The sequence below is a fragment of the Rathayibacter sp. PhB186 genome, assembly GCF_003751825.1.
Taxonomy (GTDB): domain Bacteria; phylum Actinomycetota; class Actinomycetes; order Actinomycetales; family Microbacteriaceae; genus Rathayibacter; species Rathayibacter festucae.
Genome location: NZ_RJKO01000010.1, coordinates 78,948 through 95,279 on the forward strand (window position 1 = coordinate 78,948; position 16,332 = coordinate 95,279).

A 16,332-nucleotide genomic window follows, 5' to 3' on the forward strand; every position below is an offset into this window, starting at 1 on the left:
TCGGCCGCAACCGGCCGGAAGGACCCATGCCATGACCACGCACACTGAACCCGCCGCCTTCGTCGGAGCCGACCGCCCGTCAGAAGAGGGCGACCCCGCGGTGTACTTCCGCCGAGGTTTCACCGTCGGTGGCGGGCTCCGCCGAGCCGAGCTCGTCGTCACGGCGCTCGGAGTCGTCGAGGCGTACGTCAACGGCACTCGTCTCGGCGACGAGGTGCTCGCACCCGGCTGGACCTCGTACCGGCACCGGGTGGTGGCCCGTCGCCATGACGTGACGGAGCTTCTGGTTGCAGGGGAGAACGTGCTCGGCGCGATCGTCGGCGAAGGCTGGGCGGTCGGCGCGCTGACCTGGGAGAACAACCGACACAACTACGCCGATCGTCCTGCGCTCTTCGCGCGAGTCGAGTTGACCTACGACGACCGAGTAGAGGTGATCGGCACCGACGGTGATGTGCGAGTCGGCACGGGCGCGGTGCTGTCTTCCGGGATCTACGGCGGCGAGTCGTACGACGCGCGTGCCGAGCCGATCGGCTGGGCCGAGCCCGGTTTCGACACGTCGTCGTGGTCGCCGGCGGTCGAGGTGCCGTGGGATCTCGCGACGGTCACGGAGGACGCCACTCCGCCGATCCGTCGTTCCGAGGAGCTCGCTCCCGTCGCGGTCACCATCAGTCCATCCGGCCGAACCATCGTCGACTTCGGTCAGAACATCTCGGGCTGGGTGCGCTTGGCCGTGTCCGGTGAGGCCGGCACGACGATCACTCTCCGTCATGCCGAGCTGCTGACCCCGGAGGGGGAACTCGAGATCGAGACGCTGCGCAGTGCCGCCGCGACCGATCGGTACACCCTCGGTGGCGGCGGGCCGGAGTCGTGGGAGCCGCGGTTCACCTTCCACGGCTTCCGTTACGCGGAGGTCGACGGCTGGCCGGGTGAGTTCGCGCCCGACGCTCTGCGAGCGGTGGTCGTGCACAGCGAGATGACCCGCACCGGCTGGTTCGAGACCTCGAACCCGCTGGTGACGAAGCTGCACGAGAACACGGTCTGGTCGATGCGCGACAACTTCGTCGGAGTGCCCACCGACTGCCCGCAGCGCGACGAGCGTCTCGGCTGGACGGGCGATCTCAACGCGTTCGCGCCGACCGCGACCTTCCTCTACGACGTCCAAGGGGTGCTCGGCTCGTGGCTGCAGGACCTCGCGGTCGAGCAGGCGGACACCGGGACCGTCCCGTGGACGGTGCCGGACGTGCTGCCGACGGGCTCCTCCGCGACCGCGCTGTGGAGCGACGTCGCGGTGAGCCTGCCGTGGGAGCTGTACCAGGAGTACGGCGACCTCGCGATCCTGCGCACCGCGTACCCCTCGATGACAGCGTTCGTCCGCGAGGTCGAGGCCGCGCTCGACGAGAACGACCTGTGGGGGAGCGGCTTCCAGTTCGGCGACTGGCTCGACCCCGACGCGCCCGCGGACAACCCCGCCGGCGGGAAGACCGACCGCTACCTCGTCGCCTGCGCCTATCTCTGCCGGACCACCCGCCAGATGGCCGAGACCGCCCGACTGCTGGGTGAGGGTGCCGACGCCGAGCACTTCGTCGCGCTGGCGAAGCGGGTCCGCGCGGCGTTCCGGCGCGAGTTCGTCACCGAGACCGGGCGAGTCGTCAGCGAGTCGGCTACCGGCTACGCGCTCCCGATCATGTTCGACCTGCTCGACCCGTCCCAGAAGCGGAAGGCCGGCGCGAAGCTCGCCGGGATCGTCGCGCAGTCCGGCTTCACCATCTCGACCGGATTCGCCGGCACCCCGCTGATCACCGACGCCCTCAGCAGCACCGGCCACCTCGAAGAGGCCTACGAGCTGCTGCTGCAGACGAAGAGCCCGTCCTTCCTCTACCCGGTGACGATGGGCGCGACCACGATCTGGGAGCGCTGGGACTCCGTCCTCCCCGATGGCACGATCAACGCCACCGGCATGACCTCGCTGAACCACTACGCCCTCGGCGCCGTCGCCGATTGGATGCACCGCGTCATCGGCGGCCTCACCCGCACCTCCGCGGGCTGGCGCACCCTGACGATCGCCCCGCAGCCCGGTGGAGACCTCACCTCCGCCCGCGCCGTGCACGACACCGTGCTCGGCCGCGCCGAATCGCACTGGCGCGCCGAGGGCAGCGAGATGCTCTTCGACGTCGTCGTGCCCGATGGCGCGACCGCGACGGTCGTGCCCCCGCTGCACCCGGACCGCCTCAGCATCGAGGTCGGCCCCGGCGCCCACTCCTGGCGCTACCCGCTGCCCACCGGCTTCGGCGAGGAAGCGGTGCTCTCGCTCGAGACCCCGATCAAGGACGTGATGAAGCACGACGCCCTCTGGCAGGCCGTGCTCGACGTGATGCGCGCCTACCTCCCCGGCGTTCCCGTCGAGGCCGCCGGCAGCCACATGGGCGACCTCCCGCTCGGGATGCTCGCCTCGCGCCTGCCGCAGAACGGCGAGGCGATGGAGCGCGACCTCCTCGCTGTCCTGGAGACCGCACGATGACCGCCGAACCGACGGACGACACCGCGATGACCCAGACCTACGACTCCTTCCACCCCGGCCAGGTATGGCTCGACACGAAGGGCGAGCGGATCCAGGCCCACGGCGGCTCGATCCACTACGAGGACGGCGTCTACTACTGGTACGGCGAGAACAAGGAGAGGACCGTCCCCGGCAGCGGAATCTGGCACTGGGGCATGCGCGCCTACTCCTCGACCGACCTCTACAACTGGGAGGACCGCGGACTGATCGTGCCTCCCGTCCTCGACGATCCCGAATCGCCGCTGCACCCCTCGAAGGGCGCCGACCGGCCGCACATCCTCTTCAACGAGAAGACGAGCAAGTACGTCTGCTGGATCAAGGTCATGGACGAGGAGGCGAAGACCCAGTCCTCCGCCGTCCTCACCGCCGACGCCTTCCTCGGCCCCTACGAGATCGTGCGCACCGGACTCCGGCCGCTCGGCATGGACGCCGGCGACTTCGACCTCGTCGTCGACCCCGCCACCAAGAAGGCCTACTACTACTTCGAGAAGGTCCACACGGAGCTCATCTGCGCCGAGCTGACCGACGACTACACCGACGTCACCGGCGAGCACACCAGCCACTTCCCCCACCCCGGCCCGCCCGACACCCGCGAGGCGCCCGCCCACTTCGAGCGGAACGGCAGCCACTACCTCATCACCTCCGGCACCACCGGGTACTTCCCGAACTTCTCCGAGACTGCGAGCGCACCCGGCTTCCACGGACCGTGGACCGTCCTCGGCGACACCCACCCGACGGACGCCTCGCGCACCTCGTTCCGTTCGCAGATCACCTCTGTCTTCCGGCACCCGACCATCGACGACCTCTACATCGCCCTCGGCGACCGCTGGCTTCCGCAGCTGCCCGAGGACATGCCGAATGTCTACGACTCCGTCGCCGCGATGACCGCGGGCGGCGGCGAGGCGCGCGCCGGGGACGCTCGCGAGACGACCCCGGAGGACCGGGAGCGGATGGGTGCCGTCATGGCCGCCGGCCGTGGCGAGAACACGGCGATCGCTGACTACGTCTGGCTACCGATCAGCTTTGACGGGCCGTATCCCGTCATCCAGTGGCACGACGAGTGGCGCCTGGACACGAAACGCTGACGCCAGCGCGTGGTGCGGCTCGCTCTGGGTTCGCCGGTCCAGCGTGAGCGTCGCTGCGCTGGAGCCGACCGTCAGGCGTGGCGGACGTGGAAGACCGTCTTGAGGAGGTCCTCGTCTCGAGAGCTGCGTCCGACGAGGAGATCGAACGCGCCGAGTTCGACACGGCGGTCGCCGTCGGCGTCGACGAGCGAGCAGTCGGAGGCGGCGATCTCCAGCACGGTATCGACTGATTCCCCGGGCGGGACTGTCATCTGCACGAAGCTCTTGAGCTCCCGCTCGGCCCAGGTGACGCTGGTGATCTGATCGGCGATGTACGCCTGAACTGTCTCGAGCGCCGGCCGGTCTCCGGTGTTCGTCAGCGTCACGGTCGCCCGGATCAGTCCGTCGACGGGGACGGAGTCGCTCTCGAGCCGCAGATCGGAGTACTCGACAGTCGTGTAGCTGAGCCCTTCACCGAACGCGAAGAGAGGGTCCTGGGTGAGGTCGGCGTAGCGATCGCCGTGCTGCCCGCGGATCTGGTTGTAGTAAACGGGCAGCTGCCCGACGTGGCGGGCGAACGTGATCGGCAGGCGGCCGGAGGGTTCGATCAGGCCGAGGAGGAGTTCGGCGATCGCGGTCCCGCCCTGCATGCCGGGGTTGAAGGCTTCGACGATCGCGGCCGACCCGAGGACGGAGTTCGGCAGGGTCGACGGCTTGCCCTGAATGAGGACGACGATCACGGGAGTGCCGGTGGCGACGAGTGCGTCGACGAGCGCGACCTGGCCGCCCTGAAGCTCCAGGGTCGCGGTCGATTTCCCCTCTCCCGTGAGCGCGACGGTGTCGCCGATGACCGCGACCACGTAGTCCGCCTGCTCGGCGGCGGCGACGGCCTCGGCGATCAGATCCGCGTCAGGTGCTGCCGCTCGGAAGAGCGGCGGACGCGGCTGCCCGTCGGGGTAGGTCGCGCCGGCGGGGTCGGGGACGAGGTCGCCGATGTCCGCGCCGCGGGTGTGAGTGATGGTCCAGCTCTCGGGCGCGATGTCGCGGAGACCGTCGAAGACAGTCCGCGTCATCTCCCGCGGGTGGCCGTCGCCCATCCAGTCCACTTGGCCGGAGAGGCCGGCCCAGTCGCCGAGCTGCGCATGCACGTCGTCGGCGTTCGGGCCGACGACCGCGACACGGGTCGGCCTCGTCGGATCCAGGGGGAGCGTGCCGTCGTTGCGGAGGAGGACGAGAGAACGGCGGGCGGTCTCGAGGTTGATCGTCGTGTGCTCGTCGGAGCCGATCACGGCGGCTTGGCGCGCCGTGTCGGGGGAGCGGGGGTCCTCGAAGAGTCCGAGCTCGAACTTCAGCGCGAGGATGCGACGGACCGCGTCGTCGATGAGCGCCTCGTCGAGGTCGCCACGGTCGACGGCCTCCTGAGCTGCGTCGAAGAACTGCGGGGTGTTCATGATCAGGTCGTTGCCGGCGCCGACCGCGACGGTCGCCGCTTCGACGTCGTCTGCGGCGACCTTCTGCTCCCAGACCATGCGGCCGACGTTGTCCCAGTCGGTGACGAGGGTGCCGGCGAAGCCCCATTCGCCCTTGAGGACCTCGTTGAGCAGCCACCGGTTCGTGGTGATGGGGACGCCATCGATGGCCTGGTAGCCGAGCATGAACGTCGCGACGCCCTCGCGGGCGGCCTTCTCGAACGGGGGCAGGAACCAGGAGCGGAGCTTGCGGCGGCTGAGGTCCGCCTCGGAAGCATCGCGGCCGCCCTGGGTCTCGGAGTAGCCGGCGAAATGCTTTGCCGTCGCGAGCACCGCGGTGCGGTCCGTCAGCCCATCACCTTGGTAGCCGCGGATCATCGCTGCTCCCAGCTCACCGATGAGGTGCGGGTCTTCTCCGAACGTCTCATCGACTCGCCCCCACCGCAGGTCGCGGGTGATGCAGAGAACGGGGGAGAACGTCCAGTGCAGGCCGGTGGCGGCGATCTCGATCGCTGCGGCGCGGGCACCTCGTTCGAGCAGTCCCGGATCCCAGGTGCAGGCCATGCCGAGCTGGGTGGGAAAGATCGTCGCGCCGGGCCAGAACGAATGGCCGTGGATAGCGTCATCGGCCATGAGCAGCGGGATGCGCAGTCGCGTGGTTGCGACGAGATCGCGGGCCTGCAGCATCCGCTCGGGAGAGGCGTGCAGCAGCGACCCGCCGAGTTTGCCGGTGACGAGGTCGGCGAGATCGCCTCTCGCGTCGAGCTGCAGCATCTGCCCGACCTTCTCGGCGAGCGTCATCTGCGCGAGGAGGTCGTCGACGCGCTCGCCGACGGGCAGTGCAGGGTCGAGATAGGGGGCGCTCATGTCGATTCCGTTCGGGGTGTCAGAGGGCGCTGAGCCGGTCGGCGATACCGTCGAGTACGCCGGCGGGAACGCCGTCGAGCTCGGTGCGGAGGGTGCGCTGAGGGACCCACCGGGTGCGGTGACGGATCCGATGTACTGACTCCGGCGCGTGGGTGGTCAGCTCTTCGACGAGGACGTCGTAGGCGCCCGGACGGTCGATCACGTCTGAGAGGGCGCTGTCGGGGGAGACGGACGGTACCGGTGAGGACTGTCCCGCGGCGATGCGCCAGGCGTGGAATCCGGAACCGACCTCTTCCGACTCCAAGCCGGGAACGTCGACCTCAGCGACGCAGTTCGCCGGGACGGTCACCTCGAGGATGACGTCGCCGCCGTCACGGCGCCACGAGACCTCGGCGCGACCGTAAGGGGTGTCGTGGACGGCCGCGGCGTGGTCGAAGCTCGCGAGCAGGACCGGGGCGATGCGCAAGCGCCGGTATCCGGGCGCTGCAGGGGCGAGGCCGGCGAGGCGGCGGTGCAGCCAATCGGCGACGGCGCCGAAGGCGTAGTGGTTGAACGAGGTCATCTCGCCCGGGTTCACGCTGCCGTCTTCGAGGAGCGAGTCCCAGCGCTCCCACACCGTCGTCGCGCCCATGGTCACGGCGTACAGCCAGGACGGGTTCTCGGTCTGCAGGAGCAACCGCTCGGCGACGTCCGCGCGGCCGGTGTCGACGAGGGCGTCCTGAACGAGGGGGGTGCCGACGAAGCCGGTCGCCATGCGATAGCCCTCACGGCGCAGCAGCTCGGCGAGGCGCCGACCCAGTGCGGCCCTGATCGAGGGGTCGCGGACGATGTCGTAGCGCAATGCGACGGCGTAGGCGGTGGGCGCATCGGACATCATGCGGCCGGAGGGGGTGAGGTATTCGGCGCAGAACGCATCACGGGCGCGCTGGGCGAGGGCGCAGTAGCGGTCGGAGTCGTCGAGGTGTCCGAGGATGTCGGCGGCGGACGCGACCAGGTCGAGCGCACGGATGAGAGCGGCGGAGGCGACGAGGTCGGGGTCGGCGCGGACGTCCTCGGGGTGCTCGGGAGGCGCGGCCGGGTCGAGCCAGTCGCCGAACTGGAACATGCCTTCCCACAGCATCCGGTCTCCGGCGACTCGCAGCAGTGCGTCGGCCCAGGCTCGCATCGACTCGTACTGCTCGGCCAGGGCGCGTCGATCGCCGAAGCGCTCGTGGAGCACGCTCGGGACGACGACGGCAGCGTCTCCCCAGGCAGCGGCGGGGTAGGGGTCTCCGGGGAGGACCCAGGGGACGACGACAGGGCAGACGCCGTCATGGGCGGTCTGCTCCGCGGCGACGTCGCGCAGCCAGGAAGCGAGGAAGGCGTCGCTGTCGTAGAGGAAGGAAGCAGTGGGGCTGAACACCTGGACATCCCCGGTCCAGCCCAGGCGCTCGTCGCGCTGGGGGCAGTCGGTGGGGATGGCGAGGAAGTTGCCTCGCATGCCCCAGACGATGTTCTCGTGCAGCCGGTTCACGAGCGGGTTGGAGGAGTCGAACCAGCCGGTGCGGCGCATGTCGCTGCCGATGACGACCGCGATGACGTCGGTGGGATCGAAGTCACCCGGCCAGTCGTCGATCTGGGCGTAGCGGAAGCCGTGGAAGGTGAACTCCGGCTCCCACATCTCCGCGGCGTCGCCGGCGAGGACGTAGCGGTCAGTGGCGGCCGCGAAGCGGAGCGGCCGGACACCGAGCTCGTCGTTCTCGAGGACTTCAGCGTGACGGAGGGTGATCACGTGTCCTTCCGCTCCGGAGACGGTGATCCGGAGGCGGCCGACCAGGTTCTGACCGAAGTCGAGGATCAAGCGGCCGGTGGGGGAGGTGAGCACCTCCTTCACGGAGACCTCTCCGGTGCGGCGGACGGGTTCCGCGAGCATCGCCTCCGGAGCCCGGCCGACGCCGGAGCTGGCCACCTCGGTCCACGCGGAGTCGTCGAACCCCGCGGTGCTCCAGCCGTCGATTCGGCGGCGGGCGTCGTAGTGCTCGCCCGCGTAGATCCCGCTCGAGACGATCGGCCCGTCAGCGGTCGCGCGCCAATGAGTTCCGGTGGTGACGACACTGGTCGAGCCGTCCGCGTGCACGAGCAGCAGCTGCGCCGCGACGGAGGGCTGCTCGCCGTAGACGCGTCGGCCCTCGCCCGCGAAGCCGTACTCCTCGGTCCACCAGCCGCCGGCCAGGCGGATGCCGATGGCGTTGCGTCCAGGGGTGAGGAGCGCGCTGACGTCCACGCTATCGTGCACTGTCCGGTACTGGTAGGACGACCAGCCTGGTTTGAGTACGGAGTCATCGACGTCGGCTCCGTTGAGCTCGATCTGGAAGACGCCTTCGGCGGTCGACGAGAGGTAGGCCGCGGTGATGTCCGGCTCTGCGTCGAACTCGGCCCGCAGCAGTGCCGGCGTCGCCGGGGCTGACGGGTCGGTCAGGGCGATCCGCTCGGCGATCCATTCCCCGTTCGCGAGGAACGTCGTGCGGAAGGTGAGGGGGTCGCTCCACGGTGTCGTCTCGCCGGTCGTGCTGGTCGCCTGCACCTCGAGGGTGTGGACGGTGTGCGGGAGAAGCTTCGCGAAGGGCCAGTCGAGGAAGGAGGACTCGTCGCTGTCGATCTCTGCGACGTCTTCTCCGTTGAGTCGGATCCTGGCCGAGGCCTGCCACCAGTTCGGAGCATCGGCCACGGTCCAGCTCACCTGCGGGAGAGGGGAGTCGGCGTAGGCGCCGTCGGTGCGGCGGTCGATGCGGACGGTGTCGATGCGGGCGGTGGTTGCGGACATGGTTCTCCTCGGGGAGGACGAGCGACGGCGGCGTCGCTGTGCGGTGAGCGGCGAGTCAGCCCTTGACGGCGCCCGAGGTCATTCCCTCGGTGATCTGACGGTTGAAGAACACGTACATGACCAGCGGAGGGATGGTGATCAGCAGGATGTCCATGAACAGCAGGTTGAATGCGCTCTGGGTCTGGCTCTGGAAGTTGTAGAGGGTGAGCTGCACGGTCGCGTTCTCATCTCCCGGCAGGAAGTAGAGGGGGTTGGTGAAGTCGTTGAAGACGGCGACGGACTGCACGACGATGACGGTGACGACGACGGGCTTGAGCAGCGGGAGCACGACGGTGAAGAACAGCCGCAGCGGGCCGGCTCCGTCGATGATCGCCGCCTCGTCGAGCTCTTTCGGGATGGTGGCGACGAAGGCGCGGAACAGGAGGACGCAGAAGGAGAGGCCGAAGGTCGCCTCGATCAGGATCAGGCCTGGCAGGGTGCCGAAGAGCTCCATGCCCTGCAGGACCCAGATCGTGGGGACGACTGCGGGCGGGACGATGAGGCCGGCGAGGACGAAGAAGTTGATGACCGAGTTCAGCTTGGAGGGACGTCGCTGGAGCACGTATCCGACCATCGCCGCGAGGACGACCATCACCAGGACGCTGGTCACGGTGAGCACGGTGCTGTTGAGGAATGCGCGGACGATCAGGCCGTCGCGGGTGGTGAGCACCGCGATGAGGTTGTCGAAGAAGACCCATTCCTCGGGCCAGGAGAACTGCAGCGCCGACGCGTCGGTGGAGGTCTTCGACGAAGTGAGGACGATGAAGATGAAGGGGACGATGAAGACGGCGAAGGAGACGACGATGGCGATGCCGCCGACGGTCCAGCGCTGGAGGGTGGCGCGTTTCACTGGTTCGCCTCGCTGCGGTTGAGCAGGCGGGAGATCGGGATCATGATCGCCGTGACGACGACGAAGAGGATCACGTTGCCTGCGGTGGACAGGCCGTAGAAACCGGCCTGGTACTGCTTGTAGATGACGGAGGCGATCACGTCGCTGGTGAAGCCGGGGCCGCCCTTGGTCATCGCCCAGATCAGGTCGAAGGACCGCAGCCCGCCGATGAGGGACAGGATGATCACGGTGCCGGTCGCCGGCGCGGCGAGTGGCAGGGTGATGTTGCGGAATCGCTTCCAGGAGGAGGCTCCGTCCATCTCTGCGGCTTCGTAGTACTCGCCGGGGATCGCGACGATGCCGGCGATGAAGATGAGCGTCGCGATGCCGACGCCCTTCCAGACGTCGACTGCGGCGACCGAGAGCAGTGCGAGCGACGGGTCGGTCAGCCAGCCCGGTCCCTCGATGCCGAAGACGCCGAGCGCGCCGTTGACGAGTCCGTCGAAGGGGTCCAGCAGTGCCTTGAAGGTGAGTCCGACGCCGATGGTCGAGACGAGCACGGGGAAGAACACCACGGCGCGCAGGTATCCGCGGCCGATGAGCTTCGAGGTGAGCAGCACGGCCAGGGCGAGGCCGAGGACGACCTTCGCGGCGGAGGTGAGGAAGCCGTAGACGAAGGTGTTGATGAAGCCCTGGACGAGCTGAGGCTCCTGGAAGAACTGGACGAAGTTCCCGAAACCGATGAACTCGATGTCGAACAGGGTCCAGCGGGTGAGGGAGAAGTACAGCGACGCGAACGTCGGCACTGCGAAGAAGACGATGAACAGCGCCGCGGCCGGGATGTAGAACCAGGACGGGTAGATGCTCTTCATCTTGCGGGGCGGGCGGTTGCGCTTTCCTTGCTTCGCAGTCGCCTCGAAGGGCACCAGCGGCGTCGTTGTCGTGGTCATTGTTCTCCAAAGAGGCCGGAGGCGGGCGATGGAGCGCCCGCCTCCGGGGTTCGAGGGGAGGGGAGGTGGTGAGCCGAGCGGGTCGTCCGCTCAGCTCACCGGCCGGGTCACCAGCCTTCGAGGCCGAGCTGCTCGGCCTGCTTCTTCACGTCGTCGTCGTACGTCGCGGCGCCCTTGGCGGCGTCGCTGATGCCGGAGCCAACCTCGACCGCGATGTTCTCGAGGTTCGGTCCCTTGATGGGCGAGAGGAACTCGAGCGCGGTTCCGGTGTTCTCGGCGTCGACGTAGGTCTGGATGTCGGAGACGATCGTGGGAACGTCTTCCGGCAGCGCGCAGGCGCTGGTCGAGAACGGTCCGTTGATGCCGAGGTTCTCGCCCTGGAGGGTGCAGCCCTCGGGGGAGTTGATGAACGCGACGAACTTCTTCGTCGCCTCGAGCTCTGCGCCCTCGACGCCCTTGGGGACGTAGACGGCGGCCGGCTCGAAGAGGGTCAGGGTGGTGTCGTCGGCGTCGTCGGCGGGGATCGCGAAGAAGCCGATGTCGTCCACGGTGTCGGGGTTGAGCGCCGTCAGGTTCGCGACGATGAAGGACAGGGTCGGGTACTGGGCACCGGATCCGTCGGAGAGCATCGCGGCGGCGTCGTCGAACGTGGCGGAGGCGAAGTCCTCGTTGAAGAGGCCGGCGTCGGCGACGTCCTGCAGGTGCTGCCAGCTGGCGAAGGCGGGCTCGTCGGCGTACTTCGCCTCGTTGTCGGTGTACTTCTGGGCCCAGTCGGAGTCCACGGCGGTCACGTTGGCGAAGTCCGCGAGGATCATCAGCTGGCTGGTCCAGGTGTCGCCGTAGCTCTGGATGACGGGAGCGGCAGTGCCGGCGGCCTTGATGGCCTCGCTGTTGCTGACGAACTCGTCCCACGAGGTCGGGACCGAGAGGCCCAGCTCCTCGTAGATCTTCTTGCTGTAAGCGATGCCGCCCGCGTTGCCGGTACCGATCGGCGCGCCGTAGAGGCCGTTCTCGCCGGAGGCGACGGTCTTGAAGCCGTCGGTCAGGTCGCCCACCCAGGCCTCGTCCGACAGGTCGGTGAGGGTCTGGTCGGGGTTCAGGGCCTGCAACAGCGAGCCGGTGTTGTAGCTGAACAGGTCGGGGATGTCGCCGGTGGAGAGGCGGGTCTTGATCAGGTTGTCACCCTCGGTGCCGCCAGGTCGCGTGTCGACCTTCACGGTGATGTCCGGGTTCTCCTTCTGGAACGCGGCGATGGTCGCGTCGGCCATCGACTGCGGCTGGTCGCCACCCTCGATCAGCCAGGTGATCTCGGTCGAACCGCCGGACGTTTCGCTGGAACCGGAGCAGCCGGTCAGGGCGAGAGCAGATGCGACGCCGAGAGCGACGGCGGCGCTGATTCGGATGCTCGTGGTGCGCTTGCTGGGCATTCTTTACCTCCTCGTAAAGACACTGAAGTGTGCTGTGTAAACCGGTTGACGTTCGGGGTGAACCTCAGCGGCGGAACTCAAAGTAGCTGCCGCCCGGACGGTGTGTCAACTGGTTTACGAAACCGTGATCAGGCCACGGCGGTCCTGTTAACCAGTTCACGTCCTCGGTACTCTTGATCCGCCGGCATCGACGTCGGCGGAGAAGGAGTGGGTGATGACTCTCGACCAGCAGGAGCGCGCAAGCTCCTTCCGCCGACCCTCGATGGACGACGTCGCGGCGGAAGCGGGCGTCTCCAAAGGTGCGGTGTCGAAGGTGATCCGCAACGCCTACGGAGTGTCCCCCGCGATGCGCGAGCGGGTCGAAGGGGCGATCGCCCGTCTGGGATACCGTCCCCGGATCGCGGCCCGATCTATGCGCGGTCCGAGCTTCACAATCGGCTTCGAGCTTCCGCAGCTCGGCAACGACTTCTTCAACCAGGTGATGCAGGGCGTCGGCGACACGCTCGCCGGCTCGCAGTACCAGCTGATCATGGCGCCGGGGATCGGCGAGCTCAGGGGTGCACCGGTGCTCGACGCCCTGGCGGACCGGCAGGTGGACGGGATCCTCGCGATCTCGCCGGAGGTGACACCCGAGTGGCTCGAGAACCTCGCCCGCACCATTCCCCTCGTTCTGATCGGACGCCACGACGCCTCTGCCGCGTACGACACCGTGACGAACAACGACGCTGCTGGGGTCGGCCTGGTGATGGACCACCTCCGCGCCCTCACCCACACCAGAATCGCCCATCTGACCGTCCGGCCAGCGATCGATCAGGAGGGCGCTCGAGCGCCGCACGCGATCCGCTTGACGACTTATCTGGATCGGATGCACGAGGACGGCCTGTCGCCTGACGTCGTCTACTGCGACGCTTTCGAGATGGACGCCTACCGAGCGGCGAAGACCCTCATCGAGAAGCCCGATCCTCCGACCGCGATCGTCGCTGGGAACGACACTCTGGCGGTCGGGGCGCTGCGCGCTGTGGCGGAGGCTTCGGGAACTCGTCGAGCGATTTCCGTCGTCGGCTACGACGACATCGACCTCGCCAGTCATCCCTTCTTCTCCCTGACGACGGTGGATCAGTTCGGCGTCGAGGCAGGTCGGGCGGCGATGACGATGCTGCTCGAGCGGATCCAGGGCGGCCGCAGTGAAGCGCGCCACTTCCAGCTCGAACCGGAACTGCGGATACGGACGTCCTCGCGCGTCGCCTCCTCCTGATCGGCCCCGGCGCTGCCGCGCACTCTCAAGCGGGGTCGAAGGGGTTGGAGTTCTGCCCCAGCCGTTTCGGTGCATTGGCGGGGGGATGGGTGAAGGGGGTGGTGAGCACTGGCTCGCCACCCCCTTCGGGTCTTACGTCGTCCGGTTAGCGTCTGACGACGATGACCGAGACGCCCTTCGCTGATGCGACGGTGTCACTTCCTCCGTAGGAGAGGGTGATCTTCTTCGTGCCCGGGCTGAACTTCCCGATCGGGATGGAGACCTTTCCGTTGGAGAGCGTCCCGGTGAAGGTCTTGCCGTCCACCTTGACGGTGACGGTCCCTTCTGCGGTGACGTTCTTCGCGAGCGGCTGGACCCTCACGGCGAGCGTGAAGGACGTGGAGGTCGTCCCTGTGAGCTTGTTCGGCACGCCGATGACCAGTGCGGCCGACTTCACGAACACTGCCGCGCTCGTCGCTGTGCCGGCGGGCCCCGAAGCAGGAGTCGCCGTCACGGAGACGGTGAGGGACTTGCCCTGATCGGCCAAGAGCACACGGTAGGTGGACTTCGTCGCACCGGGGATCGCCGTGCCGTCTCGCAGCCACTGGTAGGAGTAGCTCAGACCGCTCTGGTTCCACTCGCCGGGGTTCGCGGTGAGGGTCTTCCCGACCTGGGGGTCACCGGAGATCGAGGGCGCCGTGGTGGCGACCGGAGCGGTCTGCGGCGCGGCCGTGAAGCTCATCGACTTCTGCAGCGGCAGGTCACGAGAGGACGATCCGACAGAGAGGGTGTACTCACCGTCGACCGTGGTCCACGAGTCGGTGTCCACGTCCCAGATCGAGAGGGGGTGGTTGCTCGCCTCGGAGTCCACGACCACTTCCACCGTGCGCTGCTCACCGGGGGCGAGCTCGAGACGGTCGAATCCGATCAGGCGCTTGCCGGGTTCGTCGGCCGCCTCGGGGAAGGTGAGGTAGACCTGCGGGATCTCCGCTCCGGCGACGTCGCCCGTGTTCTTCACGGTGAAGCTGACGGTGGCGCGAGCGGTGCCGGCGGTCTTGTCGACCTCCGCCTTCGCGCTCAGGTTCGAGTAGGCGAAGTCCGTGTAGGACAGGCCGTGACCGAATTCGAACAAGGGATCGATGCCCTGCTCGTCGTACCACTTGTAGCCGACTTCGAGACCCTCGGTGTAGTCGACCTGACGGATCTCGTCCGAGCCTTCTACGCGGGTGGTCGAGCCGTCTGCGAAGACTCCCGGGTACTGCGCGTTGTCGCCGGTGCCGGTAGGCAGGTCGGTGAGGGCCTTCGGGAAGGTCACGGGCAGCTTGCCGGAGGGGTTCACGTCGCCGAAGAGCAGACCGGCGATGGCGTCGCCGCCACGGTCTCCAGACCACCAGGTCTCCAGGACCGACGGGACGCTGTCGAGCCAGGGCATGAGGACCGGTCCTGCAGTCTGAAGCACGACGGCGGTGTTCGGGTTCGCGGCGGAGACGGCTTCGATGAGCGCGTCGCCGTCCTTGAACAGGTTCAGCGAGTCGAGGTCGAAGAACTCGCCCGCGAAGTTGAAGCCGAAGACGATGACGACGTCGGCGTCCGCAGCCACAGCTGCCGCGGCGGCCGGGTCGCTGCCGTTGTTGTAGACGACGGTGCTGCCGTTCTCGGCTGCGCGTGCCTTGATGGCGTCGAGGGGAGCGACCTGGTGGCAGTCGATGACGGTGGAGGCGAACGTGTTCCCGTAGAGCGGTGACGTGCACGTCGTGCGGGCGCTCACGCCTCCCTGCGCGTAGGCCGGGTCCGCGGTGATCTCATTCGAGGCTGTCGGGCCGATCACGGCGATGGTCTGCGGCTCGTTGCTCAGCGGAAGGAAATCGTCGTCGTTCTTGAGGAGAACGGAGCCCTTCTCCGCCATCTCGAGTGCGACCTCGCTGGAGCGGGCGGTGCGGACGTCGCTGTACCGGCCGGAGTCGGGAAGCTGGAAGTCCTGGATTCCGCTGGCGAACTTCGCGCGGACCACCCGGAATGCCGCGGTGCGGATCTGCTCCGCCGTGATCTCACCGGAGGCGAGCGCGGCGTCGAGAGCGGGGGGAGCGAAGTACTTCGGCAGGCTGAGCTCCTGATCCAGGCCCGCGTCGAGGGCGGCGACGGTCGACTTCTGAGCTCCGTTGTCGGTGACGGCGAAGCCCTTGAAGTCGAGCTGGTCGCGCAGGATCGTGGTCAGCAGCTCCGGGTCCTCGCAGGCGTAGACGCCGTTGAGCTGATTGAAGGAACACATGACACCGGCGGGATCGGCGTCGAAGGCGATCTCGTAGGGCTGCAGGTAGAGCTGATGCAGAGTGCGCTCGTCGATGTTCGACGAGCTGGTTCCCCGGTCGAGTTCCTGCTGGTTGCCGACGAAGTGCTTGAGCACGGAGGCGACGGGCTGACCGGGGTTGCTCTCGCGAAGGGAGGTGACCCATTCGGCGGCGAGGGAGCCGGCGAGCAGCGGGTCCTCGCCCAGGTACTCGGCGTTGCGGCCACCCCAGGGGGTGCGCACGATGTCGATGCCGGGCGCGAAGATCGTGTTGTACTGCTGCTTCCAGGCCTCGTCGGCCATCACGGCGCCCTTGTCGGCGGTGAGACCGAGATCCCAGCTCGAAGCCTGCGAGACGGGAACGGGGAACGCGGTCGTTCCAGTGCCGTAGGCAATGCCCCAGGGCCCGTCGATGTCGGCGTTGAACTGCACGCAGTCGGGGTGCTCGGGGTAGGTGACCGGGGGTCCGGGCGGCTGCCCGAGACCGCCGGCGGTGTTGAACTCCGTGAAGCCCACGTCGTTCGCCGAGGCCTCGTTGAGCCACCGGTACTGCTGCTGGATCGTCGATGCGTCCAGGAGCAGGTTGGCGCGGTCCTCGGGGGAGCGAGTCGGGTCCGTCCACGGGCAGTTCGGGTCGACAGCGACCGGAGTCGCGCCCTGCGCCGGGGCCGCGAGGAGCGACTGTCCGGAGAGCAGCACGACGGCGGTGGCCACGATGGCGGCACCACGAGTGAGCGCGGAGCGACGGGCGGATGCCCGGAGGGAGCGGTATCGCCGCGAGGGCGGTGGGGAGTCGGCGGCGAACG

At 68.2% G+C, this 16,332-nt stretch carries 9 protein-coding genes; 3 read left to right on the forward strand and 6 right to left on the reverse strand.

Going from position 1 to position 16,332, the window contains the following annotated elements:
* The first annotated feature begins 31 nt into the window (after positions 1-31).
* Both EDF45_RS19055 and EDF45_RS19060 read left to right on the forward strand, forming a co-directional pair.
* Entirely contained in the window at positions 32-2,518 is a 2,487-nt protein-coding gene (locus EDF45_RS19055) for an alpha-L-rhamnosidase (RefSeq protein ID WP_123737535.1), read from the forward strand.
* On the forward strand, positions 2,515-3,642 hold the full coding sequence (locus EDF45_RS19060; protein ID WP_260312326.1) for a family 43 glycosylhydrolase: 1,128 nt from the start codon (positions 2,515-2,517) through the stop codon (positions 3,640-3,642). Before EDF45_RS19055 ends, EDF45_RS19060 begins: the two co-directional genes overlap by 4 nt.
* 71 nt (positions 3,643-3,713) lie before the next feature.
* Here the strand turns inward: EDF45_RS19060 and EDF45_RS19065 are convergent, their stop codons facing one another.
* From EDF45_RS19065 to EDF45_RS19085, 5 genes are all read right to left on the reverse strand, one after another.
* On the reverse strand, positions 3,714-5,957 hold the full coding sequence (locus tag EDF45_RS19065; RefSeq protein WP_123737534.1) for a glycoside hydrolase family 3 N-terminal domain-containing protein: 2,244 nt from the start codon (positions 5,955-5,957) through the stop codon (positions 3,714-3,716).
* A 19-nt stretch (positions 5,958-5,976) separates the two neighbouring features.
* Entirely contained in the window at positions 5,977-8,760 is a 2,784-nt protein-coding gene (locus EDF45_RS19070; protein WP_123734170.1) for an alpha-L-rhamnosidase, read from the reverse strand.
* A 55-nt stretch (positions 8,761-8,815) separates the two neighbouring features.
* The gene (locus EDF45_RS19075) at positions 8,816-9,649 is read right to left on the reverse strand and encodes a carbohydrate ABC transporter permease (RefSeq protein ID WP_123734171.1); all 834 of its coding nucleotides are present in this window, start codon (positions 9,647-9,649) and stop codon (positions 8,816-8,818) included.
* The gene (locus EDF45_RS19080) at positions 9,646-10,578 is read right to left on the reverse strand and encodes a carbohydrate ABC transporter permease (protein WP_397459917.1); all 933 of its coding nucleotides are present in this window, start codon (positions 10,576-10,578) and stop codon (positions 9,646-9,648) included. The genes EDF45_RS19075 and EDF45_RS19080 overlap by 4 nt, the downstream gene beginning before the upstream one ends.
* A gap of 107 nt (positions 10,579-10,685) precedes the next feature.
* The gene (locus tag EDF45_RS19085; RefSeq protein ID WP_123737533.1) at positions 10,686-12,005 is read right to left on the reverse strand and encodes an ABC transporter substrate-binding protein; all 1,320 of its coding nucleotides are present in this window, start codon (positions 12,003-12,005) and stop codon (positions 10,686-10,688) included.
* A 262-nt stretch (positions 12,006-12,267) separates the two neighbouring features.
* Between EDF45_RS19085 and EDF45_RS19090 the strand changes: the two genes are divergently transcribed.
* A complete protein-coding gene (locus EDF45_RS19090; protein ID WP_243646277.1) occupies positions 12,268-13,260 on the forward strand; it encodes a LacI family DNA-binding transcriptional regulator in 993 nt (330 codons plus the stop codon).
* 145 nt (positions 13,261-13,405) lie between these two features.
* Here EDF45_RS19090 and EDF45_RS19095 read toward each other — a convergent pair whose 3' ends face one another.
* Positions 13,406-16,240 carry a glycoside hydrolase family 3 C-terminal domain-containing protein gene (locus EDF45_RS19095; protein WP_165909076.1) on the reverse strand — a complete coding sequence of 945 codons (2,835 nt, stop codon included), beginning with the start codon at positions 16,238-16,240 and terminating at the stop codon, positions 13,406-13,408.
* Between the last annotated feature and the right edge of the window lie 92 nt (positions 16,241-16,332).